22 protein-coding genes are annotated in these 26094 nt (G+C 73.5%); 13 read left to right on the top strand and 9 right to left on the bottom strand.

Annotated features, from left to right (window positions below):
* The first annotated feature begins 71 nt into the window (after window positions 1-71).
* Window positions 72-995: a sirohydrochlorin chelatase gene (locus ACFC02_RS01485; RefSeq protein WP_376350592.1), complete on the top strand. Its 924-nt coding sequence runs from the start codon at window positions 72-74 to the stop codon at window positions 993-995.
* A gap of 198 nt (window positions 996-1193) precedes the next feature.
* Here the strand turns inward: ACFC02_RS01485 and ACFC02_RS01480 are convergent, their stop codons facing one another.
* Window positions 1194-2231: a lactonase family protein gene (locus ACFC02_RS01480; protein ID WP_376350589.1), complete on the bottom strand. Its 1038-nt coding sequence runs from the start codon at window positions 2229-2231 to the stop codon at window positions 1194-1196.
* Window positions 2232-2332: 101 nt separating this feature from the next.
* A complete protein-coding gene (locus tag ACFC02_RS01475; protein WP_376350586.1) occupies window positions 2333-3832 on the bottom strand; it encodes an FUSC family protein in 1500 nt (499 codons plus the stop codon).
* A gap of 271 nt (window positions 3833-4103) precedes the next feature.
* Here ACFC02_RS01475 and ACFC02_RS01470 point away from each other — a divergent pair, with 271 nt between their 5' ends.
* Window positions 4104-4580: an Lrp/AsnC family transcriptional regulator gene (locus ACFC02_RS01470; protein WP_376350583.1), complete on the top strand. Its 477-nt coding sequence runs from the start codon at window positions 4104-4106 to the stop codon at window positions 4578-4580.
* A gap of 49 nt (window positions 4581-4629) precedes the next feature.
* Here the strand turns inward: ACFC02_RS01470 and ACFC02_RS01465 are convergent, their stop codons facing one another.
* The gene (locus ACFC02_RS01465; protein WP_376350581.1) at window positions 4630-5454 is read right to left on the bottom strand and encodes a LysR family substrate-binding domain-containing protein; all 825 of its coding nucleotides are present in this window, start codon (window positions 5452-5454) and stop codon (window positions 4630-4632) included.
* Between the two features lie 285 nt (window positions 5455-5739).
* Here ACFC02_RS01465 and ACFC02_RS01460 point away from each other — a divergent pair, with 285 nt between their 5' ends.
* The 4 genes from ACFC02_RS01460 (at window position 5740) to ACFC02_RS01445 (ending at window position 11996) form a co-directional block, all read left to right on the top strand.
* Window positions 5740-6141, top strand: a complete 402-nt coding sequence (locus ACFC02_RS01460) for a DUF5997 family protein (protein WP_376350578.1) — start codon at window positions 5740-5742, stop codon at window positions 6139-6141.
* A 427-nt stretch (window positions 6142-6568) separates the two neighbouring features.
* Window positions 6569-7894, top strand: coding sequence for a cytochrome P450 (locus ACFC02_RS01455; protein WP_376350575.1), 1326 nt, complete (start codon window positions 6569-6571; stop codon window positions 7892-7894).
* A 5-nt stretch (window positions 7895-7899) separates the two neighbouring features.
* On the top strand, window positions 7900-8925 hold the full coding sequence (locus ACFC02_RS01450) for a (-)-alpha-amorphene synthase (RefSeq protein WP_376350572.1): 1026 nt from the start codon (window positions 7900-7902) through the stop codon (window positions 8923-8925).
* Between the two features lie 167 nt (window positions 8926-9092).
* Window positions 9093-11996 (top strand): AAA family ATPase, encoded by a 2904-nt coding sequence (locus ACFC02_RS01445; RefSeq protein ID WP_376350570.1) that lies wholly within the window; start codon window positions 9093-9095, stop codon window positions 11994-11996.
* An 82-nt stretch (window positions 11997-12078) separates the two neighbouring features.
* Here the strand turns inward: ACFC02_RS01445 and ACFC02_RS01440 are convergent, their stop codons facing one another.
* Genes ACFC02_RS01440 through ACFC02_RS01425 form a run of 4 tightly spaced genes read right to left on the bottom strand, consistent with a single transcriptional unit; the run spans window position 12079 to window position 16982 of the window.
* Window positions 12079-13275: an XdhC family protein gene (locus ACFC02_RS01440; RefSeq protein ID WP_376350567.1), complete on the bottom strand. Its 1197-nt coding sequence runs from the start codon at window positions 13273-13275 to the stop codon at window positions 12079-12081.
* Entirely contained in the window at window positions 13268-15409 is a 2142-nt protein-coding gene (locus ACFC02_RS01435) for a xanthine dehydrogenase family protein molybdopterin-binding subunit (protein WP_376350564.1), read from the bottom strand. Before ACFC02_RS01435 ends, ACFC02_RS01440 begins: the two co-directional genes overlap by 8 nt.
* Complete coding sequence (locus ACFC02_RS01430; RefSeq protein ID WP_376350562.1) at window positions 15406-16398, bottom strand: FAD binding domain-containing protein; 993 nt, start codon at window positions 16396-16398, stop codon at window positions 15406-15408. Before ACFC02_RS01430 ends, ACFC02_RS01435 begins: the two co-directional genes overlap by 4 nt.
* Window positions 16395-16982 carry a (2Fe-2S)-binding protein gene (locus tag ACFC02_RS01425; RefSeq protein WP_376350559.1) on the bottom strand — a complete coding sequence of 196 codons (588 nt, stop codon included), beginning with the start codon at window positions 16980-16982 and terminating at the stop codon, window positions 16395-16397. Before ACFC02_RS01425 ends, ACFC02_RS01430 begins: the two co-directional genes overlap by 4 nt.
* A gap of 263 nt (window positions 16983-17245) precedes the next feature.
* Here ACFC02_RS01425 and ACFC02_RS01420 point away from each other — a divergent pair, with 263 nt between their 5' ends.
* The 7 genes from ACFC02_RS01420 (at window position 17246) to ACFC02_RS01390 (ending at window position 24236) form a co-directional block, all read left to right on the top strand.
* A complete protein-coding gene (locus ACFC02_RS01420; protein WP_376350556.1) occupies window positions 17246-17824 on the top strand; it encodes a TetR/AcrR family transcriptional regulator in 579 nt (192 codons plus the stop codon).
* A gap of 201 nt (window positions 17825-18025) precedes the next feature.
* Window positions 18026-19159 carry an acyl-CoA dehydrogenase gene (locus ACFC02_RS01415; RefSeq protein ID WP_376350553.1) on the top strand — a complete coding sequence of 378 codons (1134 nt, stop codon included), beginning with the start codon at window positions 18026-18028 and terminating at the stop codon, window positions 19157-19159.
* A 223-nt stretch (window positions 19160-19382) separates the two neighbouring features.
* Window positions 19383-20480 (top strand): SDR family oxidoreductase, encoded by a 1098-nt coding sequence (locus tag ACFC02_RS01410; RefSeq protein ID WP_376350550.1) that lies wholly within the window; start codon window positions 19383-19385, stop codon window positions 20478-20480.
* Window positions 20477-21904, top strand: a complete 1428-nt coding sequence (locus tag ACFC02_RS01405) for an aspartate aminotransferase family protein (RefSeq protein WP_376350547.1) — start codon at window positions 20477-20479, stop codon at window positions 21902-21904. Before ACFC02_RS01410 ends, ACFC02_RS01405 begins: the two co-directional genes overlap by 4 nt.
* Before the next feature lie 188 nt (window positions 21905-22092).
* On the top strand, window positions 22093-22578 hold the full coding sequence (locus ACFC02_RS01400; RefSeq protein ID WP_360970405.1) for an SRPBCC family protein: 486 nt from the start codon (window positions 22093-22095) through the stop codon (window positions 22576-22578).
* Window positions 22571-23257, top strand: coding sequence for a flavin reductase family protein (locus ACFC02_RS01395; protein WP_376350543.1), 687 nt, complete (start codon window positions 22571-22573; stop codon window positions 23255-23257). Before ACFC02_RS01400 ends, ACFC02_RS01395 begins: the two co-directional genes overlap by 8 nt.
* 91 nt (window positions 23258-23348) lie before the next feature.
* A complete protein-coding gene (locus ACFC02_RS01390; RefSeq protein WP_376350541.1) occupies window positions 23349-24236 on the top strand; it encodes an esterase/lipase family protein in 888 nt (295 codons plus the stop codon).
* Between the two features lie 70 nt (window positions 24237-24306).
* Here the strand turns inward: ACFC02_RS01390 and ACFC02_RS01385 are convergent, their stop codons facing one another.
* Together ACFC02_RS01385 and ACFC02_RS01380 are read right to left on the bottom strand one after the other, a co-directional pair.
* Window positions 24307-24945 (bottom strand): hypothetical protein, encoded by a 639-nt coding sequence (locus tag ACFC02_RS01385; protein WP_376350539.1) that lies wholly within the window; start codon window positions 24943-24945, stop codon window positions 24307-24309.
* A 70-nt stretch (window positions 24946-25015) separates the two neighbouring features.
* The gene (locus ACFC02_RS01380; protein WP_376350536.1) at window positions 25016-26068 is read right to left on the bottom strand and encodes a fatty acid desaturase family protein; all 1053 of its coding nucleotides are present in this window, start codon (window positions 26066-26068) and stop codon (window positions 25016-25018) included.
* Window positions 26069-26094: the final 26 nt, after the last annotated feature.

Raw genomic sequence — 26094 nt, 5'->3', positions numbered from 1 at the left:
ACCGGACGGAAACCGCTCACCCGCCCCCTCCCCGAACGGGGGAACCCCGAAAGCCAGTAACATGCGGCGCCATGAGCTCCCCCACTGGGCCCGCGTCCGGCCTGCCTGTACGAATGCCGCGCCCCCGCCAGCCCGGACGGCACCGCCGACCCGAACCGCTGGCGGCTCCCGAGGGCGCGCCCGCGCTCGTCCTCGCGGTGCCGGGCACACCCGGTGCCGCATCGCGCGCCCTCGCCGAGGAGGCCGTGAGCATCGCCCGCTCCGAGCTCCCCGGCCTGGAGGCCGTGATCGGGTACCTCGACGGGGACGAGGCGGAGTTCCCGGCCCTGCAGTCCGTGCTCGCGCGCGCGGCCGACCGGCGGACGGCCCGCTACGAGCAGGCGCTCGCCGCCGGTGGCGAGGTCAAGGAGCCCGAGGGCCCGGTCGCGGTCGTCGTACCGCTGCTGGCCGGCCCGGACAACGCGCTGCTGCGCCGGCTCCGCGAGGCCGTCATGGAGAGCCGGGTCGCCGCGGAGCTGACCGATGTGCTCGGCCCGCACCCGTTGCTCGCCGAGGCGCTGCACGTGCGGCTGTCGGAGGCGGGGCTGGCCCGTGCCGACCGCGCCCGGCTGTTCACCGTGGCGACGGCCGCGGACGGCATCATCCTCGCGTCGGTCGGCGGCGAGGAGGCCGTCCAGGCGGCGGGGATCACCGGCATGCTGCTCGCCGCCCGCCTCGCGGTGCCGGTGATGGCCGCCGCGCTCGACCAGGAGGGCTCGGTCGTCGGCGTCGCCGAGCAGCTGCGTTCCTCCGGTTCCCAGCAGCTGGCGCTGGCGCCCTACCTGATCGGCCCGGAGATCGACGCCGAGCTGGTCGAGGCCGCCGCCAAGGAGGCGGACTGCCCCGCCGCCGAGGCGCTCGGCGCCTACCCGGCGATCGGCAAGCTGGCCCTGGCCAAGTACACGACGGCCCTGGGCATCTCCCCGCAGCAGGCGCAGGGCACGCCGGCACGGTGACGCGGCTCCGGCATCCGCAGGACTGACGCGAAGGGTCCGCTCCGCTCGGTGCGGACCCTTCGCCATGTCGCCACGCGGCCGACCGGCCCGCCGGCCGATCGGCCGGATCGCGTTCAATCGGCCAGACGCCCGGTCGATCGGCCAGACGCCCGATCGATCGCATGACCGCTTGGGGTCCTCGATCGGGACGCGGAGTGTTCAGCCGAAGACGACACAGGAGGCGGCGGCGACCTTGACCGCGCCGGCCCGTTCCAAAAGCCCCGTCTCCGGGTGCACGGCGAACCAGGTGACGTCACCGGAACGCTCGTTGGCGACGTACAGGAATCCGCCGGACAGGGTGAGCGCGCGGGGCCAGTGGCCGCCGCACGGGACGGTCGCCCGCAGTTCCAGCCGCTCCCCGTCGGCCTCGGCGGCGAAGACCGAGAGCACGTCCTCGCCGCGCGTCGCGGTCCACACGAAGCGGCCGTCCGGCGCGACGACGATGCCCGACGGGTAGGCGTCGCCCGCGGGGGCGGCCCGCAGGACCTGTGTCTCGGCGAGCGGCCTGAGCGAGCCGGTCTCCGGCTCCCAGCGACAGGGGGTGACGGTGGGCGTGAGTTCGTTGAGGACGTACGCGTGTCGGCCGTCCGGGTGGAAGGCCAGGTGGCGGGGGCCGGAGCCGGGGCGGAGCGCGATCTCGCGGTGCACGCCGAGGCTGCCGTCCGTCAGCGTGCACACCCGCACCGAGTCCGTGCCGAGGTCGACGCTGACGGCCCAGCGGCCGCTCGGGTCGGGCTGCACCTGGTGGGCGTGCGGGGCGCGCTGCCGACGTTCGTGCGGTCCGGAACCGGTGTGCCGCAGCACGTCGGACACGCCCTGGCCGAGGCGTCCGTCCGCGCGCACAGGGACGGCGCTGACGCTGCCCGAGCCGTAGTTGGCCGTGAGGACGTGCCCGTCGACCAGGCTGAGGTGGGTGGGACCGCTGCCCTCGACGCGGACGGGCGGACCGGTGAGTTCGACCGTCTCGCCCTTCACCCGGTACGCGGCCACCGCGCCCTCGGCGGTCTCGCTGACCGCGTAGAGCGTGCCGCCGTCGGCGGACAGGGCGAGGTAGGACGGGTCCAGCACGCCGTCCACGCTGCTCAGCACGGTCAGCGCGCCGCCTTCGGCCACGGCCGCGGTGACCACGCCGGGGCCGCCCGCCGCCGTGAACGACCCGATGAACGCCCGCTGGCGCCCGCCGCCCTCGTCTGCCACCGCTTTCTCCTCTCCGTCGTCCCGTTCGGGGTGACGGTAGCAGTCGATCAAGATCGGTCTAGACCAAGGCCGAGGGGTGTCTCGCCGGTGCGGGAAGCGCGTCAGGCGCCGACCAGGGGCGAGCCCGAGGGAGCGCGCAGTGGTGTGGCCAGGTCCGCCAGTGCCCGCTCCAGGCCGTGCAGGTGGACGAGGGCCTGCGCCTCCGCGGCGGGCCGGGGGGTGTCGGACGCGGCGAGGGGTTCGCCGCCGCCGTCGGTGAGCGCCTCGACGGCGGCCTCCACGCGCCAGCAGGCGGCGGCCAGGCGCGCGTCGTGGGAAGCCTCCGGGTCCGCGGCGACGGTGACCAGGCCGCGGACCTCGCGGGCGCAGGCGTCCAGCAGGACGAGCACCTGGCGGGCGCGCCGCTTGCGGCCCAGCATCGGGTTCAGCGGGTGGACGAGCGGCGCCACGGAGAGGCGTACCCGGCCGAGCAGGTGTTCCAGCTCGGCCACGCGGGGCGCCGGGTCGGCGTCCGCGACTCCCGCCAGCCGGGCGGCGGCCTCGCCGGTGCAGGCGTGGACGCAGCGCAGGGCGCGCTGGATCCAGTCACCGGTGACGGCGTGGGTCGTGACCGGCAGCACGAACAGCACGGCCAGCCAGGCACCGAGCGCGCCGACGGCCGTCTCCCCGAGCCGCAGGGCGAGCAGCGCGGGAGTGAGGACGCCGAGGAGACCGTAGAGCGATACGGCGAGCAGGGTGACCCAGAGCATCATCCAGGTGTAGGACACGGCGGCCGTGTAGAAGATCCCGAAGACGCCGACGGCGACGAGGAGGGCCGTGGGCAGGGCGGATCCGTGCAGCGGCGCGACGAGCAGGGCCCCGAGGCCGAGGCCGAGCACGGTGCCGAGGACCCGGCGGAAACCGCGGACCAGGGTCTCGCCGCGCGAGGCGGTGTTCACGAACACCCACCAGGTCGCCCCGACCGCCCAGTACCAGCGCTGCCCGGAGACCAACTGGCCCAGGACGAGCGCGAAACCCGCGCCGGCGGTCGCCTGGACGGCCTGCCGGGTGGTCACCCTGGCCAGTCCGGTGCCGGCCGGCGGGGCGGGGACGGCGGCCGGGGGCTGCCGGCGTTCGTAGCACCACAGCCCGAAGCGCACCGCCGCCGCGCTGAGCACGGACAGGACGACCGCCGCGGACAGCTCGGGCAGCTGCCCGGGGGTGGCGTGCAGGAACTGGGCCACGAAGAAGGTCATGAAGGCGAAGACGCCCAGGCTGTGGCCGCGCGGTCCCCAGCGGCGCGCGTACACTCCCGCGCCGACCAGGGCGAGGAAGGTGAGGTCCCGGGCCACCGGGAGGGCGTGCAGCGCGGCGGCGGCGACGAGGACGGGGATGCCGACGACGGGCAGCAGCGCCGTGGTGAGCGCCTGCCCGCGGATCGTGGGGTCCGAGACGGTGAACAGGGCGAGCAGCGCGGCGAGCCCACCGGTGACGGCCCCGGGCAGCGAGTGGCCGGCCAGACCGCACACGACGGCCGCCAGAGCGATCCCGAGAACGGCCCGGGAGGCGAACCGCAGTCGCGCCCGTCCGGGGTCCGGAGCCATGAACACCCTCTTCAGCACTGTTGACCGCCCCCTCGGCAGACCTCGAACACCGGCATGAAAAAGGCGCCGCGGTGATCCGCAGCGCCATCGACTCGTCCATCACAACACCCGAAGGTCCTCTGGCTCAAGTCAGCGCCGATCAGCTGGGCCATTGGCTCAGCGCGGCGGGCGAAGAAGTGCCCGGCAGGGTGCCAATGGACGAGATCTACTGGCCCACTCCCACCACGCTGAGCTGGGCCATTGGTACAGTCGGAGTGGATCGACCCGCCGTCAGGAGGCCGGTGCCGTCATGGCCGTGGACGAACTCGACACCCGCATCCTGCGGCTGCTCCTCGAACAGCCGCGCACCAGCGTGCGTGAGTACGCCCGCGTCCTCGGCGTCGCGCGCGGCACGCTCCAGGCACGGCTGGACCGCCTGGAACGGGACGGTGTGATCACCGGAACGGAGCCTTCCCTGTCCCCCGCCGCTCTCGGCCATCCGGTGCTGGCGTTCGTGCACATCGAGGTGACCCAGGGGCACCTGGACGACGTCGGGGACGCGCTGGCGGGGGTGCCGGAGATCGTCGAGGCGTTCTCCATCACGGGAGGCGGCGACCTGCTCACCCGGGTGGTGGCGCGGGACAACGCCCATCTGGAGGACGTGATCCAGAAACTGATCAGTCTGCCGGGCGTGGTCCGCACCCGCACCGAGGTCGCGCTGCGCGAACGCGTCCCGCACCGGCTGCTGCCGCTGGTGGAGTCGATCGGCCGTACGACGGGGAAGTGATCCCCCGCGTGGCCGGGCGGAAGGGTCCGCCCTCCCACGGCGGCCCGTTCTACGATCCGCGGCGCGGCCTGCCCCGCTTGGCGCCCTTGCCCGAGCCCTGCGCGCCCGAGCCCCTGCCGCCGCGAGGCGCCCCGCGGGAGCCGCCCTTGTGCGCGGCGGCCCTGCCGGTGCCCGCGGCCGTCCTGCCCGAGGGCTTGCCGCCCCCTCTGCCCGCGGTCCCGCCGGCCGTCTTCTCCGTGCCCGTGGCCCGGCCCGCCGCCGGATTCCGGCCCCGGGTGCTGTTGACGGTCCGGCCACGCACGATCCCGATGAAGTCGTCGACCAGGTCGGTGGTCGCCTCCTCGGGCCACACCAGCGCGACCCCCGACTGCGGGGCGTCGACGACGGGCCGGTAGGTCAGGTCCCTGCGGTGGTACAGCCGGGCCAGCGACTGGGGCACGACCAGCAGGCCCACGCCCGCCGCCACCAGTTCGACGGCGTCCTCCGTGGTGGCCGGGCGTTCGAACGCGGGCTCGCCCGGGGGCCGCTCCCAGCCGAGGACGTCGTCCAGCGGGTGGAAGAGCACCTCGTCGGCCAGGTCGGCGACGGACACCTCGTCCGCCGCCGTCACCAGGTGGTCCTTGGGGACGACGACCACCGTGGTCTCGGTGTAGAGGGGGATCGCGCTGAAGAACGTACGGTCCACGGGCAGTCGTACGACGCCCACGTCCGCGGTGCCCTCGCGCAGCTTCGCCGGCGCGTCGGCGGCCGGGACCTGGAGGAGGTCGAGGGGGACGTCGGGCAGGCGCTCGTTCCAGATCCGCACCCACTTGGCGGGCGTCACCCCGGGGACGTACGCGAGCCGGAACGTGGGGGATGCTTCCGAGCCTGTCACCCGGCCAGGGTACCCGCCCGGCCCCCGGCGTGCGCCTCCGGCCGGTGCGGGCGGGGGCCTGGCGGCCCGGGGACACGGTGCGGTTGCGGAGGGGCGGAGGCCCGATGCGGGCGGGGCGGGGCGGGGCGGGTGCGGGCAGAGGGCCGGTGCGGGCGGGACGGGGGTGCGGCTGGAGGCTCGATGTGGGGGCGGGGCCACGGCTGGAGGCCTGGTGCGGCCGAGGTCCGGCGGGCGGCGCCCCGCGCGTGGTCGGATCCCCCCGCGCCGGTCGATAGTCTGGACACCATGAAGTCGCACCAGACCACCCAGACGATGAAGCCCGCGACCGCGGCGAAGAAGCTGGGTGTGTACCTGCCCGCCACGCCCACCGAGTTCCAGGAGGGCGTCGTCTCGCGTGCCGAACTCGACCAGCTCCAGGCCGATCCGCCCGAGTGGCTGCGGGACCTGCGGCGCGACGGCCCGCACCCCCGCCCGGTGGTCGCGGCCAAGCTGGGTGTCTCCATCGCGGGTCTCGCGCGCGGCGGGGTCACCGAGGCGCTCACCACGGAGCAGATCGAGGCCCTGAAGCAGGAGGGGCCCGAGTGGCTGGCGAAGGAGCGGGCCACCCAGGCGGAGGTCCGCAAGGAGACGGCCCGGCTGAAGAAGCGGGACGCCGAGCGCGCCGAACAGGGCGGCCCGCAGGGCTGACCGGAAAGGACCCGGCGACACCGGAACGGGCCCGAGAGCGGAAGAGGCCTCGGGCCGGGAGAAGTCGGAGACCGGAAGAAGCATGACGCCGGAAGAGGTCCGGCGGGCCCCTTGAGAGGTCCGGCGGACGCCTCAGAGGTCCGGCGCCGGAAATCGGCCGGCTGCCTCGGTTCGTCACGCACGCGGTTCGTCCCACGCTTCTACGCGCTTCCGTGCGCCCCCTTTGCAAGACGCATGGGGAGCCGGTCACGCGTTGGACTGGGCAGGACATGGTTCGAACGCCAAGCCCTGAAAGACCGCCCGAGTTGTGTGTGCCGACTGAGGCAGGTGGTATTCGATGAGCGGTGCGTCAACCGGTGCCCTGCCCACGACAGACCGGTCCGACCGGTCCTGGACCGTGGGTACTGCGCCCGGCATATTTCCTTACTTGAGCCACGGTATCGCCTTGTTCCACCGTCCGCTGGCTTTTCTGAACTCTCTGCCCCGGCGCGGGGACATGGTCCGGATCCGGCTCGGCCCGCTGCCCGCCTGGGTGGTGTGCCATCCGGAGCTGGTCCACAGGATGCTCGTGGACACCCGTACGTTCGACAAGGGCGGCCCCCAGTACGACCGGCTCCGGACGCTCATGGGCGACGGCCTGGTCACCAGCCGTCAGGAGACGCACCGCAGACAGCGCCGCCTGCTGCAACCGCGCTTCCACGCCTCGCACGTCGCCGCGTACACCGAGCTGATGGGCGCTCAGGCCGTGGCACTGTGCGACTCGCTGCGACCGGGACAGCGCGTCGACGTCAGCGCGGCGATGACGGCACTGACGACCCGCGTCACCAGCCGCATGCTGCTCTCCGACACCCTCGACGAGGCGACGGCCGCCGAGCTGAGGCGCTGTCTGTCCACGGTGGTGCGCGGGCTGTTCGTGCGCACGGTGGTGCCGCTGGACGCCCCCTTCCGCATACCCCTGCCCGCCAACCGCCGCTACCGGCACGCCCTCGCACGCCTGCACGGCCTCATCGACGCGGCCGTCGCGCGACGGCGCCGACAGGCTCCGCGTGACGACCTGCTCGGCACCCTGCTGGCGGCCGAACGGGGCGTGGAGGGACCGCCGATCACGGGACAGGAGGTCCACGACCACCTGATCACCCTCCTGCTCACCGGTGTGGAGACCACCGCCCTGTGCCTGGCCTCCCTCTTCAGCCTGCTGGGCCGGCACCCGCAGGCGGAGCGCCGCGTGCACGCGGAGGTCGACACGGTGCTCGGTGGGCGCGCGCCCACCGCCGCCGACCTGCCCCGTCTGGTGCACACCGGCAACGCGGTCACCGAGACGCTGCGGCATTCCCCGCCCGGCTGGCTCTTCACCCGCGTCACCACCGAGGCGACCGAGCTGGGCGGCTGCCGGCTGCCCCGCGGGGCCACCGTCCTCTACAGCCCCTACCTGCTGCACCACGATCCCGCGTCGTTCCCCGACCCCGAGCGGTTCTGGCCGGACCGCTGGCTGCCGGGCACGGCGGCCGGCGGGCCGCAGGGCGCGATGCTCCCGTTCGCCGCGGGCAACCGCAAGTGCATCGGTGACGCTTTCGCCGTGGCCGAGGCCACCGTTGTCCTGGCGACCGTCGCCGGACGGCTGCGGCTGCGCCACCTGCCCGGGCCCGTGGCACCCCCGCGCCCCGCGGTGACCCTGGGGCCACGGTCGCTGGTGATGACCTGTGAACCGCGTTCGGACCGTCCGCAGGACTTCATCGAGCCGAAGGTCAGGTGACAGTGGTGTCGACGACACAGGAGGAACGCGCGGTACCGCGCCAGGGGGTATCGGCCGCCGACCGGGCGGCCGATCCGGCGGCCACGCTGAACGATCTGATCGACGCCCGCCTCTACATGCCCTTCCCCTTCCGGAGCAGTCCGCACGAGGCCGAGGCGGCGGCGGGCACCGACGCATGGCTGGACAGCTGCGGGCTGACCGCCGAACCGGGCGTGGCGGGCATGATCGTCCGTACCCGTCCGGCCCAGCTCGCCTCGTACATCACCCCGGACGTCGACGCGGACATCCTGCACCTCGTCGCCCGGCAGATCGCCTACCAGTTCGTCTTCGACGACCGGGCGGAGGAGGTGGGCCTGGACGGGCCCGACCGGCTGCTGCCCATGCTGTGCGAGAGCGTCGCGATCCTCCGCGACGGCTGCCCGCCGACGACGGCCCTCGGGGCGGCCCTGGCCGACCTGTACGGCCAGGTCCGCCGACGCTGCACCCCCGCCCAGGCGGCCCGCTGGGCGGGCTACAGCCGGGAGTACGTGCACGGCCTCATGTACGAGGCGGTGGCCCAGAACGGGTCCGCGCCGCCGCACCTCGGGCTGTGCACGTCCATACGGTCGCTGACGGCGGGAGTGGAGCCCTTCTATCCGCTCTGCGAGGCGGCGGAGGCCGAGGAGATGGCGCCGGGCGAACTCCACCACCCGCTCATGCGGCGGCTGACCCGCCTCTCCGTGGACGCCGCCGTGTGGATACCCGACCTGTACTCGGCGGTGAAGGAGCAGCGGGCCGGCGGGCTGATCAATCTGGCCCTCGGCTACCAGAGGGCGTACGACTGCTCCCTCGCGGAGGCCGTGCTGCCGGCCATCCGGCGGATCAACAGCACCATCCGGGAGTTCGAGCGGATCCGCGCGGAACTCGAACCGCAGCTCAGCACCGCCGCCCTCGGCTACCTGGACGGGATGACCGGCTGGATCCGCGGGTGTTACCACTGGTCGCGCACCGTGCCGCGCTACGCCGACTCCGCACAGGCGCCTGCCCGGTAGCCGGCCATTCCAGCCGCGTTACCCGCCTCGGGGACGTGTCAATCCTTCGAGAGGGGCGATTCACCCTTCCTTACCCCTTCCATGCCCCATTCGGCCGTCCGGACCCCGCCCGGGCGTACGCTCTGGCTTTCCCCCCGGACGGCCGAAGGACAGGAAGCGGTAGGCACATGGCACATGAGCCGTGGCAGTCGCACACCGAACACCGACCCTTGCTCGAACGCCAACGGGAACTCCACGCGCTGGACACCGCGTTGGCCGACCTCGCCGCCTCCGCGGACGGCGCCCCGCGCCACGGCCGACTGCTCGCCTTCACGGGCGCGGCCGGGCTGGGCAAGACGACCCTCATGACGCAGTTGCGCGCACGGTCCGCCGCCCGAGGCTTCACGGTGCTCTCGGGCCGGGGCGGCGAGACCGAGCAGGAAATGGCCTTCCACGTCGTCCGGCAACTCGTGCAGCCCCCGCTGGCGGCCATGCCCGAGCCGGCCCGACGGGCGTTCCTGGGCAGTTGGTACGACACCGTCGCCACCGCCCTCGGCCTGGAGGCGTCCGACGGCGTCCGGGTGACCGACCCGGCGGGAGTGCGGGACGGCCTGGACTGGGTGATGACCCGCCTCGCCGTGGAGCAGGCCCCTGTCGTGCTGCTCCTGGACGACGCGCACTGGGCCGACGCCGAGTCCCTGGCCTGGCTGGCGTCCTTCGCGCCGCGCATCGAGAGCCTTCCGCTGCTGATCGTCGTCGCCTACCGCCCGGGGGAACTGCCGTGCGACGCCACCGCGTTCCGCTCCCTGGTCGATCACCACGAGAACCGTCCGCACGCCCTGGAGCCGCTCTCCGCCGCCGGAGTGGCCCAGATCGTCAGGGAACACGTGGGCGACGGGGCCGAGGAGGAGTTCTGCGCGGAGTGCTGGGCGGTCACCGAGGGGCGCCCGTTCGAGGCGGTGGAGCTGGCGATCCGGCTCGCCGAACGGCAGGTGCGGGGCGCCCGGGACGACCTGCCGGTCATGCGCGACCTCGCCTCCGCGATCAAGGGCCCCGGGCTGCTGGACCGGCTGCGCCGGCTCGGCACCACCACCGTCCGTTTCGCCTCCGCCGCCGCCGTGCTGGGCACCTCCGTCTCCCCTGACCTGGCCGCCACGATCGCCGTGGTCGGGGTGGAGCAGGCCGCGCAGGAGACCGCGAAGCTGCGCGCCGCCGGGATCCTGACCGACAGCCGGACCGCCGGCGGGAACGTGGAGTTTGCGCATCCGCTGATCGCCACGGCGATCTACCAGGCCATACCGCCGGGTCTGCGAGTCGGTCTGCACAACTCCGCCGCGGTGGCCGTCCGCGCGGCAGGGCTCGGGCCCACGGCCGCCGCACGGCACCTGCTGGAGGTCCCGTGCGAGGCCAACACCGAGGCGGTCGAGTGCCTGCGGGAGGCCGGCCGTGAATACCTGCGGGCCGGGGCACCCGAAGCCGCCCGGCGGATGCTGACCCGGGCCCTGCAGGAGCCGCCGCTGCCCGAGGACCGGGCGGCGCTGCTCCACGAATTGGCGTGCTCGACCTTCCTCGTCGAGCCCGCGGCCACCGTCAGTCATCTGCGGGAGGCGCTGGCGGAGCCGTGCGTCGATCCGGGCCTGCGGGCCTCCATCGTCTACCGGCTGACGCAGGCGCTCGCGCACACGGACCGCATGGCGGAGGCGGCGAGCGTGGCCGCGGAGGAGGCCCAGCAGGCCACCGATGCGCGGACACGGCTGCGCATGCAGGCCGACCACTTCGTGTGGAGCGCCTTCCGCAGCGACGAGCCGGACTCCCGGGGACGCTCACGGAAGCTGGCGCGGCTGGCCGGACGGCTGGCCGGACGCACCCTGGAGGAGCGCTACATCCTGGGGCTGCGCGCCTGGGACGCCATGGTGCGCGGCGAGCCGCGGCAGACCGTCCTGGAACACGCCGAGAAGGCGCTGCGCGGCGGGCTGAGCTGGACCGACGAGCACCGTGGCTTCGAGGTCCCCGCCTCGGTCGCCCTGCTGTTCATGTACTGCGACCAGCCCCGGCGGGCCGAGGAGCTGTTCGGCAAGGGCATCGCCGAGTGCACGGACAAGGGCTGGCGCGGCTCCCACCTGGCCCTGGGCCAGACCCTCCTCGGCTACATCCGCTACCACCGCGGCTGTCTGGCAGAGGCGGAGGACCAGGTCCTGGAGGGCCTGCGGGTGGCCGACCGGGTGGAAGGGGCGGTTCCGGCGCAGTGGTTCGCGGTCGGCGTCCTGATCCAGACCCTGCTGGCCCGTGGCCGGGTCGCAAAGGCCCGCCGGGTCGCCGACGACCACGGCTTCGGCGAGCGCGCGCCGAACGCGGTCATCTACCCCGATCCCCGTACGGTCTACGCCGAGCTGCTGCTGGCGGAGAACCGGAACGCCGATGCGGTCCGCCTGCTGTCCGAGGTCGGGGAGCGGCTGGACGACCGGGGCTGGCGCAACCCCGCCTGGTGTCCCTGGCAGTTGGTCCTGGCGTCGGCGCTGGCCGCGGCCGAACCGGAGCGTGCGGTGAGCCTGGCCTCGGAGGCGGTCCGGCGGGCGCGGGCCTTCGGCGCCGCGTCGGCCACGGGGCAGGCGCTGCGCACCCTGGCCGAGGTGACCGGCGGACCGGCGGCCCTCGACCTCCACGCGGAGTCGGTCTGCCTGCTGGAGGGGTCCCCCGCGGGGTACGAGCTGGCCCGCGCGCTGGTCGGGCACGGCGCTGCGCTGGCCCGCAACGGCAAGCTCCCCGAGGCCGCCGACCGCCTGTACCGGGGGCTGGAGACCGCCGTCCACTGCGGGGCGGAGGCGCTGGCCGGCCGGGCCCGGGCGGAACTGTCGGCGGCCGGTCTGCGACCGCTGCCCTTGCGGTACGCGCAGACCGACACGCTCACCGCCCAGGAGCGCCGGGCTGCCGAGCTGGCCGCCCAGGGGCATCCGGTCGCGGTGGTCGCCAAGGAGCTGCACCTCACCGAGCAGGGGGTGCGGCAGCTCCTGTCCTCCGTGTACCGCAAGGTCGGCACCGACGCCGCCGGTCTCGCCGCCGCCCTGGAGACCTTTCCCCGGTCCTGCCCCTGACCCGGTCGTGCCGACGCGATGTCCTGTCCGACGCGATGTCCTGTCCGACGCGATGTCCTGCCTGCTCGCGGCGCCCGGGCTGTCACGCCGCCCGGGTGCCTCCCGGCCGGGCCCGGTCGTGGTGGATCGGGCCCTGGGAGCCCGTCAGCGGGGCACCCGTCCCGCCACGACCGGCGGCGACGATCTCCGCCGCGATCGACAGGGCCGTCTCCTCCGGCGTCCGTGCGCCGAGGTCCAGGCCGATCGGGGACCGCAGGCGGTCCATCTCCTCCTCGCTCACGCCTGCCTCGCGCAGCCGGCGTCGGCGGTCCTCGTGGGTGCGACGCGAGCCCATCGCGCCCACGAAGGCGACCGGCATCCGCAGCGCGACCGTCAGCAGGGGTATGTCGAACTTGGCGTCGTGGGTGAGCACGCACAGCACCGTGCGCCGGTCGACGGAGGTGTCCCGCAGGTAGCGGTGCGGCCAGTCGACGACGATGTCGTCGGCCTCGGGGAAGCGGCCCCGGGTGGCGAAGACGGGCCGGGCGTCGCACACCGTGACGTGGTAGCCGAGGAACTTGCCCGCTCTGACCAGGGCCGCGGCGAAGTCCACCGCCCCGAAGACGATCATGCGGGGCGGCGGCGTGGTGGATTCGACGAGGAGGGTCAGACCGCCGGGGCAGCGGGAGCCGTCCTCGGACAGTTCCACCGTCCCCGTGCGGCCGGCCTCCAGCAGAGCCCGGGCCTCGGCCACCGCGGTACGGGCCGCCTCCGGATGGTCGTCGAATCCGCTGCCGTCCGCACCCTCGTCCCTCCCGTCCGCACCTGCGTCCGGACCGCCCGGCCCGTCCGGTCGCTGGTCCGGACGGACCAGTACCGTCGCGCCGAGCAGGTGGTCCGGACCGCGCACGATCCGGGCGACGGCCAGCGGCTCGCCCCGGACAGCAGCCGACAGCGCGGCCCGAAGCACCGTCCGCACGGGTGCGTCCGCCGCGACCGGGGTGATCATCATGTCGATGATCCCGCCGCAGGTCAGTCCGACGGCGAAGGCGTCCTCGTCGCTGTAGCCGAACCGTTCGAGGACGGTGGTGTCGTCCTCCAGCGCCTGGCGGCACAGGTCGTAGACCGCTCCCTCCACGCAGCCGCCGGAGACCGAGCCGATGACGGTGCCCTCGCTGTCGACGGCGAGGGCCGCGCCCGGGCCGCGCGGCGCGCTGCCGCCTACGGCCACGACGGTGGCGACGGCGAAGGCGCGCCCCTCCTCGATCCAGCGGTGCAGTTCCTCCGCGATGTCAAGCATGCGGCTCCCCTGCGGCCGCCCGCAGGACACGGTCGGGGCGGATGGGCAGGTGGCGGTGGCGGACGCCGGTGGCGTGCCAGACGGCGTTGGCGACCGCCGCCGCCGCTCCGACGACGCCGACCTCTCCGATGCCCTTGATCCCGACCGGGTCCTCCGGGTCCGGGTCGTCGACCCAGTCGGCCTCGATGAGCGACGGTACGTCGGCGTGCGTCGCGACGTGGTAGCCGGCGAGGTCGGCGCCGTAGAGGCCGCCGCTGGCCCGGTCGCGGACCGCCTCCTCGTGCAGCGCCATGGAGATGCCCCAGATCATGCCGCCGACCAGCTGGTTGCGTGCGGTGAGCGGGTTGACGATCTTACCGGCCGCGAAGATGCCGAGCATCCGGCGCACCCGGACCTCGCCGGTGGTGACGTCCACGGCGACCTCGGCGAACTGCGCGCCGAAGGAGTGCCGCTCCTTGCGGGCGAGGGCGCCCAGGGCCTCGGTGGTGTCCGACCGGACCGTGATGCCCTCCGGCGGGATGTCGGAGCCCAGCGCCAGCCGCTCCCACAGCTCACGGGCCGCGATCTTGATCGCCCAGCCCCAGGAGCGGGTGCCCATGGAACCGCCGGCGATCATCGCCGGTCCGAAGTCGCTGTCCCCGATCCGCACCCGGACCTTGTCCGGTGTGGTCTCCAGGGCGTCGGCGGCGATGAGGCCCAGTGCGGTGCGGGCGCCGGTGCCGATGTCGGCGGCGGCGATCCGCACCGTGAAGGTGCCGTCCGCCTCGGCCGTGACGACCGCCGTGGAGGGCCCGGCTCCGGAGGGGAACGACGCGGCGGCCATGCCGGTGCCGAGCAGCCAGCGGCCCTCGCGGCGCACGCCGGGGCGCGGGTCCCGGTCCGCCCAGCCGAACCGGCGGGCGCCCTCGTGGAAACAGGCCTCCAGGTTGCGGCCGCTGAAAGGCAGTCCGGACGCGGGGCCCCGCTCCGGTTCGTTGCGCCGGCGCAGCTCGATGGGGTCCAGGCCGCACTTCTCGGCCAGTTCGTCGAGCGCCGACTCCAGCGCGAAGGACCCCGGGGCCTCGCCCGGCGCGCGCATGAAGGTCGGGGTCGGTACGTCCAGACGTACGATCCGGTGGGCGGTGTGGTGGGCGTCGGCGTCGTACATCACCCGCGAGGGGGCGGCGCACGACTCGACGAACTCGTGGACGGCAGAGGTCTGGTTGAGGGACAGGTGTTCCAGCGCGCGCAGGCGTCCGTCGGCATCCGCGCCGAGCCTGACGCGCTGCGCGGTGGGGCTGCGGTAGCCGGTCAGCGAGAACATCTGACGGCGGGTCAGAACCACGCGGACCGGGCGGTGCAGAACGGTGGTGGCCATCACGGCGCCCACCTGGTGGACGCGCACGCCCTTGCTGCCGAAGCCTCCGCCGACGTGCTCGGAGCGCACCCGCACGGCGGACGGGTCGAGCGAGAACAGCTTGGCCAGTTCGCCGACGACCCAGGTGGCGCCCTGGTTGGAGTCGACGACCTCCAGCCGCCCGCCGTCCCACAGAGCAGTAGCCGCGTGCGGCTCCATCATGCTGTGGTGCTCTTCAGGGGTGGTGTACTCCTGGTCCAGGGCGAAGGCGGAGGCGGCGAGTTCGGCGTCCAGGTCGCCCTTCTCGACCACTGCCGGCATATGGCCCTCCAACGCGTAGGCGTCGGTGCGGTCGGCGGTGAAATCGGTGTCGTGGGGCTCCTGTTCGTAGTGCACGACGAGGGCCTCGGCCGCCTCCCGGGCCTGCTCGGAGGTCTCGGCGACGACCAGCGCCACCGGCCAACCCAGGTGCGACACCCGGTCGTTCTGGAAGAGGGCGCAGGTGGGGTCGGGCGGCGTGCCCAGCAGGCCGATGAAGTCGGTGTCCAGGCGTGGGGCGTTCCCGTGGTGCAGGACGGTGAGGACGCCGGGCATGCCGAGGACGGGCGCGGTCTCGACGGACCGGATCCGGCCGCGGGCCACGGTGGACAGCACCAGCCAGCCGTGGGCGAGGTCGGCGAAGGGGATCTCGCCGGCGTAGCGCGCGGCTCCCGTGACCTTGTCGCGGCCCTCCACGCGGGTGTGCGCGGTGCCGACGGAGCCCTGGACGTTCGTACGTGTTCCGGTGGCGGTGGTCATCGGGCGGCCTCCTCGGCGAGTTCGGTCAGCACGGCCACCACCAGGTTGCGCATGAGGGCCACCTTGTATCCGTTGTGGGGCAGCGGGGCGGCCGCCGCCAGCTCGGCGTCCGCGGCGGCGGCGAAGGCGGCGGCGTCGGCCGGTGCCCCGGTGAGGGCCCGCTCGGCCGCGTGTGCCCGCCAGGGGCGGGAGGCGACCGCGCCGAAGGCCAGGCGTGCCTCGCGCACGAGACCGTCCTGGACGTCGAGTGCGGCGGCCACCGAGCCGATGGCGAACGCGTAGGAGGCGCGCTCGCGCACCTTGCGGTAGCGCGAGGTGCGCGCGACCGGGGCCGCCGGCAGTGTGACGCCGGTGATCAGCGCTCCGGGGGGCAGGGCGGTCTCCCGGTGGGGGGTGTCGCCCACGGGCAGGTAGAAGTCCGCGAGCGGCAGGCTGCCCGGTCCGTCGGCCGTCCGGTAGGAGACGACGGCGTCGAAGGCGGTCAGGGCCACGCCCATGTCGGAGGGGTGGACTGCCACGCAGTGCTCGGAGGCGCCCAGGATCGCGTGGTTGTGGTGCTCGCCCTCGACCGCGGGGCAGCCGCTGCCGGGGACGCGCTTGTTGCACGCCCGGGTGACGTCGGTGAAGTAGCCGCAGCGGGTGCGCTGGAGGAGGTTGCCACCGACGGTGGCCATGTTGCGCAGCTGTCCCGAGGCGCCGGCCAGCACCGCCTGTGTCAGAGCCGGATAGCGGCGGCGCACCTCGGGGTGGGCGGCCAGGTCGCTGTTGGTGACCGTGGCACCGATGCGCAGTCCTCCGTCCTCGGTCTCCTCGATGCCGTCGAGGGGGAGTTCGCGCACGTCGACGAGGCGGGTGGGACGCTCGATGCCGGTCTTCATCAGGTCGACGAGGTTGGTGCCGCCACCGAGGAATCGGGCGTCCGGGTCGGCGTCGAGCAGTGCGACGGCGCCGGCGATGTCCTGGGCCCTCTCGTAACCGAACTCCCTCATGCCACGGCCTCCTTGTTCTCCGCGGCCGACGCGCCGGCGTCGGGTCGCACGGTCGCGGCGGCCCGGGCGACCGCTTGGGCGATCGACGCGTACGCGCCGCAGCGGCACAGGTTGCCGCTCATCCGTTCCTTGATCTCCTCGGGCGTGAGCGGCGGCGGGCCCGCTTCGGGGCGCACGTCATCGGTCACGGCGCTCGGCCAGCCTGCCGCGTGCTCCTCGATCAGGGCGACGGCGGAACAGATCTGACCGGGGGTGCAGTAGCCGCACTGGTAGCCGTCGAGGTCGAGGAAGGCCTGCTGCACCGGATGCAGGTGCTCACCTTCGGCCATGCCCTCGATGGTGGTGATCTCACGCCCCTCGGCCGCCACCGCCAGCTGGAGGCACGCCACGGCCCGGCGGCCGTCGAGGAGCACCGTACAGGCACCGCACTGCCCCTGGTCACAGCCCTTTTTGGTGCCGGTCAGATCGAGCCGCTCGCGCAGCGCGTCGAGCAGCGTGGTGCGGTGGTCGACGGTCAGCGCATGCTTCTCGCCGTTGATGTTCAACGTGATCGGGCTGTATGTCGACGAGGTGGCTGGGTCCATGATCAGCTTCTTTCGCATGTGCGGCGGAAACACGTCGAGAGAGTCGGGCATCGCCCTGACGGATGACCGATGACGGATCAGGAAAACGGGGCGATGCGGGGCAAGGAGTCCGGAAGCAGGAAGAGGGGCACTGTACGTGGCGAAAAAGCACTGGCTACCGCTAGAGTGGACATCAAGCGGACAGCTGTCCGCTATCGAAAAATCTACCGGACAGCTGTCCGCTTAGCAAGGCCGGGTCGGCGACGCACCCGAACGGAGGACCAGTGCAGCAGAAGAAGCACACGCCTCTGCGCTCGGACGCGCAGCGCAACCGCGAGACCATCCTGGAAGTGGCGGTGGCCGAGCTGACCCGGTGCGCGGACGCCCCGCTCAGCCTGATCGCGAGGAAGGCGGGCGTGGGGCAGGGGACGTTCTACCGCAACTTCCCCAACCGCGAGGCACTCGTCCTGGAGATCTACCGCCACGAGATGCAGCAGGTCTCCGAGAGCGCCGCCGAGCTGCTGGAGTGCCGGCCCCCCGACCGGGCACTGCGGGAGTGGATGGACCGACTGGCCCGGTTCGCGATGACCAAGGCCGGGCTCGCGGACGCCATCCGCCAGGCCACCAGCGGACCCGGCAGCCCGTCGAAACCGGGACACACCTCCCTGTCCACCGCGGCCGATCTCCTGCTCCGTGCCGCGGAGGAGGCCGGCACCATCCGGCCCGGCGTCAGCGCCGACGACTTCGTCCTCGCCATCGCCGGCATCTGGCAGCTCGACCCGCACGGCGACTGGCAGGCCCGCGCGAGCCGCCTCCTCGACCTCGTCATGGACGGCCTGCGCGTCGGTGCGCCCGGCACCTGAGAAGCCCGCCCGCGATCCCCCCTGCCCCACCGCGCCCTCCCCCGCCGGCCGTCGCCTCTCCCACGCTCCCTTTCATGTCACCCCATTTCGCCCCGAGGGGTCCTCGCGCCCCGCGCGTAAACACAAGTGACGCTGCCACGACAGCGACACCGTGAACCGTCGCCGCCGGCAGCGCCCGCGAACCAAGGAGCAGGGGACGACATGAGATTCCTGGACCGTGAACGCGCGGCCCTCACCAAACTGCTGCCGGGGCTCGACGACAGCCTGCGCGCCGTGCCGTTGATGACCCTCGAACGGCCCGGCAGCCCGGGCATCGGGCTCTTCCGCGACAGCGGCGGACCGGGGCTGCTCGCCCCGGCGTCGCTCCAGGGACGGGGGGCCTCCGCCTTGGACGCCGTACGGGTGCAGCGCGCCCTCGGCAGCCGCTCGCCCTCACTCGCCGTGGCGACGACCATGCACCACTTCTCGATGGCGACCCTGGTGGGCCTGAGCAACGCCGGTGAGGGCCTGGAGTGGATGCTGGTCCAGGCCGTCGCCACGGAGAACCAGCTGATGGCCTCCGGGTTCGCCGAGGGACGCAGCGGCGCCGGCATCCTGTCGCCGTCGATGTCCGCCACCGCGACCCCACAGGGGCTGCGGATCACGGGCGTGAAGCGGCCGTGCAGCCTGGCCCGCTCCATGGACCTGCTGACCGCCAGCGTGCTGGTGCCCCGCGAGGACGGGGAAGGGGAGGAGCTGGCCGTGGCCCTGGTCCCCGCCGCCAGCGAGGGCCTGAGTGTCAGCGGCTTCTGGTCCAGCGGCTTCCTGGCCGGGGCGGAGAGCGACCAGGTGACCTTGGACGGGGTGCTGGTGCCGACGGACCTCATGGTGCGCACCGCGTGCCCGCCCGGCGCCCGGCTGGACGAGGTGCAGACGATCGGCCTGGTCTGGTTCGAGCTGCTGATGACCGGCAGCTACCTCGGTGCGGCCAGCGGCCTGGTGGAACGGGTGCTGCTGAACGACCGGGTGCCCGAGAGCGAACGGGTCGCCCTGCTGATCAGTACCGAGAGCGCCGCCGCGGCGGTGGAGGGACTCGCGCGCCGCGTGGACGAGAGCACCCCCGACGAGTCCACGCTGGCCGAATCGCTCTACGTCCGCTACGGCGTCCAGGACGCCCTGTCCCGCATCGTCCCGCGCGCGGTGGAACTCCTCGGGGGCCTCAACTTCATGACGTCCGACGAGGTCGGCTACCTCGCCGCCTGTACCAACGGTCTCGCCCTCCACCCGCCGTCCCGGTCGCGGATGACCGGACCCCTGGCCGCGTACCTGTCCGACGGGACGCTGACCGTGGCCTGAGCCCTCACTACGCCAGGCCCGGCCACCGACTGCCCACCACCTGGCCACCGCACCGCCCTGCTGTGCTCTGCCACCGCCCGGCCGGTGCCCCGGCCTGCCTTGCCGCTGCTTCTCCACCGCTCTGCCGCCGCTCTTCCGTTCCTTGTGCCGCCGACCTGTCACGGCCCGGCCCGGACCGCGGTCCTCCGCCACCGTCCTGCCTCCGACCGAGGGGATCTTCCGCATGCCTCATCTACCGCCGACCCGACGCCCGGTGCTCCTGCTGACCGGGGGCTCCGGCGTCCTGGGCCGGGCACTCATCGAGGAGCTGTCGCCCGGGTTCCGGATCATCTGCCTGCGCCACCGCACGCCCGTGGACGACCCCCGGGTCGAAGAGGTCCGCGCCGATCTGCTGGAGCCGGGCCTCGGCCTCTCCCGCGCCGAGTTCGCGCGCCTCGCCGCCGACGTGGACGTCGTCGTGCACTCCGCCGCGGCCACCAACTGGAAGGCCGAACCCGAGGCGATCTGGCGGGCCAACCTCGACGGCACCGCCACCATGCTCGATCTGGCCGCCCGTGCCCAGGCACCCTTGCACCACATCAGCACCGCCTTCGTGGCCAACCCGCTGGCCGCCGAGGAGCAGCGGCGCTTCCCCGGCGCCGCCGCCTACCTGGCCTCCAAGACGGCGGCCGAGCAGGCGGTGCGCGAGGCGCCGGTGCCGACGACGATCCTGCGCCCCTCGGTGGTGATGGGCGACTCCGTCACCGGGCGGATCGCGGGAGCCCAGGGGCTGACCCGGGCCCTGGGCGCCATCGTGAAGGGCCAGGTCCCGGTGCTGCCCGGAGAACCCGGGGCACGCATCGACATGGTGCCCCAGGACCTCGTCGCCCGCGCCATCGGCGACCTGCTGCGCGGCGGCGTCACCCAGGGCGAGTACTGGCTGACGGCCGGCGCGGAGGCGCTCCTGCAATGCGAAGTCGTCGACGTCTGCCTGGAGTTCGCCGACCGCTACGGGCCCCGCCCGCACCCCCCGCGGCTCATCCCGGTGGAGTCGGTGCACCGGCTCCTGCTCCCGCTCATCGAAGGCCCGACCTTCCCCGAGTCTCTGCGGCGCCGCTTCCAGACGTACGCGGAGCTGCTGCTGGTCTTCCAGCGCGCCCTGCCCTTCGACTCCTCGCTGGGCTCCCCGCACTGCGGCACCGCCGTCACCAAGGACGACCTGCGCCGGGCGCTGCTGAGCAACCTGACCGCCTGGGCGGCCGGTCCCGCGGGCCCGCGGCGGCAGCGGCGGACCCGGCCCGCTCTCCAGGAGGGTTCGGCACCCAGGGAGCTGGCGTCATGACGGCGCTCCCCACCGCCGTAGCGGCCCCTCGCCCGGAAGACCCGCAGGACCCGGCAGAGCCGCAGCACCCGGCAGAGCCGGCGGTCCGGGAAGAAGCGCAGGCACGCGAAGAAGCGGAAGTACCCCCGACCGTCGAAGCCCGCGAAGCGCCGGGGCAGCCGTCGGCGGAGCCGCGCGCGGACCTCCCCGTCGACGAAGCGCACACCGCCCGCCTCTACCGGGAGCACCTGGCCGCCGGCCGCGCGGTGCTGGGCGAGGTGCTGGGCGGCATGGTGGAGACGGCGTCCGAGGGCGCCTGGGTGCACACCGCGGACGGCCGCCGCTATCTGGACTTCGGCGGGTACGGCGTCTTCATCCTCGGCCACCGGCACCCCGCGGTGACCGCCGCCGTGCACCGGCAGATCGACGCCCATCCACTGGCCACCCGGGTGTTCCTGGAGCCGGTCGCCGCCCGCGCCGCCGCCGCGCTGGCCGCGCACACACCCCTCGGCCTGGACCGGGTGCACTTCGTCAACTCCGGCGCCGAGGCCACCGAGGCCGGTCTCAAGCTGGCCCGCGCCCACGGGCACACCGCGCTGGTCAGCACCGTCGGCGGCTACCACGGCAAGACCCTCGGCGCACTCAGCGCGACCGCCAACCCCACCTACCAGGATCCGTTCCGCCCGCTGCTGCCGGACAGTTCGGCGGTGCCGTACGGGGACCGGGAGGCCCTGGCGGCCGTGCTCGCCCGCTTCGGCGAACGGGCCTGTGTGATCGTCGAGCCGGTGCAGGGCGAGGGCGGCGTCCGCATCCCGCCGCCCGGCTACCTGGCCGACGTGGGACGGATGTGCAACATGCACGGCGCCTTCCTGATCGTCGACGAGATCCAGACGGGTCTCGGGCGGCTGGGTTCGTGGTGGGGCGTGGACACCGAGCACGTCCGCCCCGACGTGCTGCTCGTCGGCAAGGGCCTGAGCGGCGGGGTGGTGCCGGTCGCCGCCATGGTGGCCACCGACGAGGCCTACGCCCCCTTCTCGCGCGACCCCTACCTGCACACCTCCACCTTCGCGGCCTCGCCGCTCGCCTGCGCGGCCGCGCTGGCCGCCGTGGAGACGATGGAACGCGAGGACGTTCCCGGGCGGGCCCGCGCGCTCGGGCTCAGGCTGCTGCACGGTGCGCGCACCGCCTGTACGCCGTTCACGGGCGGTCTCGTCCGTGACGTGCGCGGGCGCGGCCTGCTGGTCGGGCTGGAGTTCGCCGCGGAGCAGGCCGTGGGCGAGCTGATCCTCGAACTGGTCGGGCGCGGCGTCCTGGTGAACCACTCCCTCAACGCGGGCCGTGTGCTGCGTCTGACCCCGCCGGCGGTCGTCACCGACGAGGAGCTGCGGCTCTTCCTCACCGCCCTGAGCGAGGCGCTGCACGCGGTGGCGGCCCGGCTCGGCTGAACGCCGCCCCTCCCGCTCTGGCTCCTCCCCTTCTCTGACCTCCGGTCTCCCCTCTCCTCTCTGCCGTCTCCTCTCTGCCGTCTCCTCTCTGCCGTCTCCTCTCTGCCGTCTCCTCTCTGCCGTCTCCTCTCTCCCGTCTCCTCTCTCCCGAAGCCATGAAAGCTACGAAAGTCACGAAAGGTATCCCCATGCGTCGTGTGACCGTACGGATGAACGCCCAGGACGTGAGCCCCGAAGCCGCCTACGAGCGGATCCGCGACTTCCGTCGCTACCCGGACGTCACCGAGACCGTGCGCGAGGTGGTGGTGCATCCGCCCGGCGCCGACGGCACGGTGGTGTCGGACTGGACCGTGCGCTTCCGCAACGGCCTGATGCGGTGGTCGGAGCGGGACTCGTTCCATCCGGAACGCCTGACCCTCGGCTTCACCCAACTGCGCGGCGACTTCGAGGTCTTCGAGGGCACCTGGCGGTGCGCGCCGGCCGGCTCGGGCACCGTCGTGACCTTCGATGCCGGGTTCGACCTGGGCATTCCCACACTGGCCGACATGCTGGACCCGGTCGCCGAGTCGACCCTGCGCACCAACATCGAGCGCATCCTGGGCGGACTGCTCGGCTCCGTCACCTCGGCACCCGCGGTCCCGCTGCCACGGACGGCGGCCCCCGTCCGTGGCTGAACTCGCCCTGGCCCCGCCCACCCCGGGAGCATCGCCCACCGCGAGCTGGGACACCCTGCGCGACGAACCCGGTCCCGACGCCCTGCGCTGCCTCGGCCTCTACACCAGGCTGGCCGCCGGGGTCACCGTGGTCACCGCGCTCGACGCCGCCGGCCGGCCGGCCGGGATGACCGTCTCGGCCCTCACCTCCGTCTCGGCCCGGCCCCCGCTGCTGCTCGCCTGCCTGCGCAGCGGCTCACAGACATTGACCGCCCTCAAGGAGCGCGGCGAGTTCGCCGTCAGCTTCCTCACCGACCGGCAGCGCGGGGTGGCGGAGCGCTTCGCCGACCCCGCCCTGTCCCCCACCGCGCGGTTCCGCGGGGTGCCGGTACGGCAGGTGCTCGGTGTGCCGGTGGTGTCCGAGGCGCTCGCCTGGTCGGTGTGTCTCGTGGAGGACGTACGCCGGTACGGCGACCACGACGCGGTCGTCGGCCGGGTGCGGGCCGTGGAGGCCGGTTCCGGCCGGCCGCTCTTGTGGCACGACCGGGCCTTCCACACACTCACCTCTCTGCCACGCTCCTCCCCACCTGTCCCGTCTCCACCGCTCCCCTCCCCACCGCTCCCCTCCCCACCACTCCTGTCTCCGCCATTGCCCTCTCTTCCACTCGCCTCTCTCCCACTTCGGGCCGAGGAAAGTTGACCGTTCTCCTCCGCAAGGACGCCCGGCCATCTGCTCCACCGGCCGGGCGTCCGCGTATCCGCTCACCCCCATGACCGACCTAGGAGGTCGTATGTCCCTGCCCCCACTCCCCCCACTCCCCCCACTCCCCGGCGTCAACGCCGACGACGCGCGGACCGAACTCACCCGCTCGCCCGAGCGGCTCTCCGGCAACGCCACCGCCGCGGGCCACGGAGTCGCCGCTGCCTTCGACACAGCGGCCGCCACCGACGACTGGGGCCGCCCCCCGGACGCCCAGCGCCCGTGCCCCGTCGTTCTCGTGCACGGCACGCTGGGCGACCGGCAGTACGTCTGGCGGGAGGCCGTGCCGGCGCTCAAGGCCGCCGGGCACCGGGTCTTCCGGCTGAACTACGGAGAACTGCCGACCCTGCCCAGGCTGTACGGCCTCGCCGACATCCGCCTGTCCACCCGCGAGCTGGCCGCGTTCGTCGACCGGGTGCTCGCCGACACCGGCGCGGCCCAGGTGGACCTCGTCGGCCACTCGCAGGGCGGGATGATCCCGCTCTACTACCTGAAGTCCCTCGGCGGCGCGGGCAAGGTGCGCCGGGTGGTGGGCATCGCGCCCAGCAGTCACGGGGTCACCGTCGAGGGCCTGACGGCCCTGGTGCGCCAGGCGGTCGGCGTGCGCGACATCGTCGAGGAGGAGCTGCTGTTCCGGGTCAGCCCGGCGTTCGTCCAGTTGCTGCACGACTCGGAGTTCGTGCGCGAGCTGACGTCGTCCGGCGACACCGTCGCCGGGGTGCGGTACACCGTGATCTGGTCCACGCGGGACGAGGTGGTCCAGCCGCCCACGTCCCAGCGGCTCACACCCAGCGAGCCGGACCACGAGGTCACCAACCTGTGCCTGCAGGAACTCTCCCCGGACAGCCGTACCACGCACATGGCGATGCCGTACGACCCCGTGGTGCTGCGGGAGATGCTCCGCGCTCTGGACGGCTGAGCGGTCCGGAGCACGAAGAAGTGGGGTGAGGCCCCCACGGGTCTCACCCCACTTCCCTGTGTCCAGGGGTTCAGTACGCGGTGCACCGGCCCTTCTCGCCGTTCCAGAAGCACACCTGGCCGACCACGTCGAACCCGGCGACCCCGTTGGGGTCGATCTTGTCGAAGCGGGGCACGGGGATCTGCAGGCCGTTGATCCCGTCGCCGGCCAGCGGGCCGCTGGTCACCGTGCGGTCGGGCACCGGACTGCCCTTCTTCAGCTCGCCCTTGAAGTAGAGGGAGCCCTCCTCACCGGTGTTCCAGGTGCCGCGGCCGGTGCCCTCCACGGAGAACGTCGGCACCGGCACGGCACCGAACCGGCCCGTGCCGAAGACGTGGAAGACGATGTCGGTCAGCTCGGGGGCGGCGCCGTCGGGCGAGCGGCAGTCGCGGTAGCCGATGTGCCCGGTCACCTGCGCCTCCCGCGTGAGCAGGCCGAGCGGCGGGCTGAAGTTCACTTCGGCGTCGAGACGGCAGACGAGGTCGGGGACGGGGCCCGGGTCCGCTGCCGCGGTGGGGGCGGCGGCCCGTGCCGGGGCGGCGGCCGGAGCGGCGACGGCGGCCGGGGCGAGGAGGCCCAGGCCGGCGAGCAGGGCGGCGGGCAGGAGCGCTCTGCGCAGCCTGGGCCGGTGTGCCGAGGGTGTGGTGGTGGCGGTCCGAGTGGTCTTCATCCGCTGGTTCCTCTCTTGCGGTGTGTGTACGGCGTGCGTACGGGCCGGGGACGCGTACGCGGGTGGGGTGTCAGGCGGTGACGGTGCCGGAGCGCAGGACCTCGCTCGCGGAACCCAGGTGGCGTGAGAGGTCCCGGTAGGACTCCAGGACCCCGGTCTCGGTGTAGGCGATGCCGCGCTCGGCGCAGAACTGCTTGACGAGGGGGTAGGCGTGCCGCAGGGCGGAGCGCGGCATGCCCGGGAAGAGGTGGTGCTCGATCTGGTAGTTGAGACCGCCGTAGAAGAAGTCGCCGATCAGGCCGGTGGGCAGGGTGCGGGAGGTGAGCACCTGGCGCTCCAGCCAGCTCCACTCGCCGCCGGTGCGGGTGGGCAGCCCCTTGTGGTTGACGGCGAAGGCGAGGCCGAGCAGGTAGCCGAGCAGGACCTGGTGCACGGCGAGGAAGAGCAGGGCGCTCGGCCAGGGCAGCAGCCAGAACAGCGCACCGAAGAAGAGCACCGCGTGCAGGGCCATCAGGCCGCCCTCCAGCCAGGGCCTGCGCACCGCGCGCCGGCGCAGGGCGATGACCCCGGCAATGCGCAGCACCACCGACTCCAGGCCGAGCAGCGGGAAGAAGAGGTAGCGCTGGTTGGCGGCGAGAAAGCGCGCGAACCCGGTGCGCTGCTGGGCCTGTTCGGGCGCGAAGATGGCGACCCGGCGCAGGATGTCGGGGTCCAGCTCCAGGTGGTTGGGGTGGTTGTGGTGCCTGTTGTGGTGCTGCACCCACCAGCCGAAGCACACGCCGAGCATGAGGTTGCCGTGGATCAGGCCGAGCGCGCGGATGGTCTTCTGGGAGCGGCTGATCTGCCGGTGGCCTGCGTCGTGCAGCAGGAAGGCGAGCTGTTCGTGCCAGACCGCCAGCCAGATTGCGGCCAGGGCGGCCCGCCACCAACTGCCGTCGCTCAGCGCGAGCGCCGCCCAGCCTGCGGCGTTCATCAGCCACACCGTGACGATGGCGGCCGCGTACTGCCCCTTGCGGGGGCTCATCAGTCCGGCTGCCGTGACGCGCCGGGTCAGTTCGCGGAAGTCCTCCTCCGCCGCGCCCGGTTCACGCGGTGCGGAGTCGACTGCCGGGATGTCGGTCATGGGGGTGCCACCAGCCCTTTCGTTCT

It is taken from the genome of Streptomyces sp. NPDC056160 (assembly GCF_042268205.1).
Lineage (GTDB): Bacteria > Actinomycetota > Actinomycetes > Streptomycetales > Streptomycetaceae > Streptomyces.
Note: the sequence above shows the minus strand (reverse complement) of the source record. Positions and strands in the feature narration are given on the sequence as shown.

Coding starts and splice junctions, on each gene's coding strand:
- ACFC02_RS01485 (WP_376350592.1), top strand. CDS start 72: ATGAGCTCCCCCACTGGGCCCGCGTCCGGCCTGCCTGTACGAATGCCG.
- ACFC02_RS01470 (WP_376350583.1), top strand. CDS start 4,104: ATGGCCGTGGACGAACTCGACACCCGCATCCTGCGGCTGCTCCTCGAA.
- ACFC02_RS01460 (WP_376350578.1), top strand. CDS start 5,740: ATGAAGTCGCACCAGACCACCCAGACGATGAAGCCCGCGACCGCGGCG.
- ACFC02_RS01445 (WP_376350570.1), top strand. CDS start 9,093: ATGGCACATGAGCCGTGGCAGTCGCACACCGAACACCGACCCTTGCTC.
- ACFC02_RS01440 (WP_376350567.1), bottom strand. CDS start 13,275: ATGCTTGACATCGCGGAGGAACTGCACCGCTGGATCGAGGAGGGGCGC.
- ACFC02_RS01435 (WP_376350564.1), bottom strand. CDS start 15,409: ATGACCACCGCCACCGGAACACGTACGAACGTCCAGGGCTCCGTCGGC.
- ACFC02_RS01430 (WP_376350562.1), bottom strand. CDS start 16,398: ATGAGGGAGTTCGGTTACGAGAGGGCCCAGGACATCGCCGGCGCCGTC.
- ACFC02_RS01425 (WP_376350559.1), bottom strand. CDS start 16,982: ATGGACCCAGCCACCTCGTCGACATACAGCCCGATCACGTTGAACATC.
- ACFC02_RS01415 (WP_376350553.1), top strand. CDS start 18,026: ATGAGATTCCTGGACCGTGAACGCGCGGCCCTCACCAAACTGCTGCCG.
- ACFC02_RS01410 (WP_376350550.1), top strand. CDS start 19,383: ATGCCTCATCTACCGCCGACCCGACGCCCGGTGCTCCTGCTGACCGGG.
- ACFC02_RS01405 (WP_376350547.1), top strand. CDS start 20,477: ATGACGGCGCTCCCCACCGCCGTAGCGGCCCCTCGCCCGGAAGACCCG.
- ACFC02_RS01400 (WP_360970405.1), top strand. CDS start 22,093: ATGCGTCGTGTGACCGTACGGATGAACGCCCAGGACGTGAGCCCCGAA.
- ACFC02_RS01390 (WP_376350541.1), top strand. CDS start 23,349: ATGTCCCTGCCCCCACTCCCCCCACTCCCCCCACTCCCCGGCGTCAAC.
- ACFC02_RS01385 (WP_376350539.1), bottom strand. CDS start 24,945: ATGAAGACCACTCGGACCGCCACCACCACACCCTCGGCACACCGGCCC.
- ACFC02_RS01380 (WP_376350536.1), bottom strand. CDS start 26,068: ATGACCGACATCCCGGCAGTCGACTCCGCACCGCGTGAACCGGGCGCG.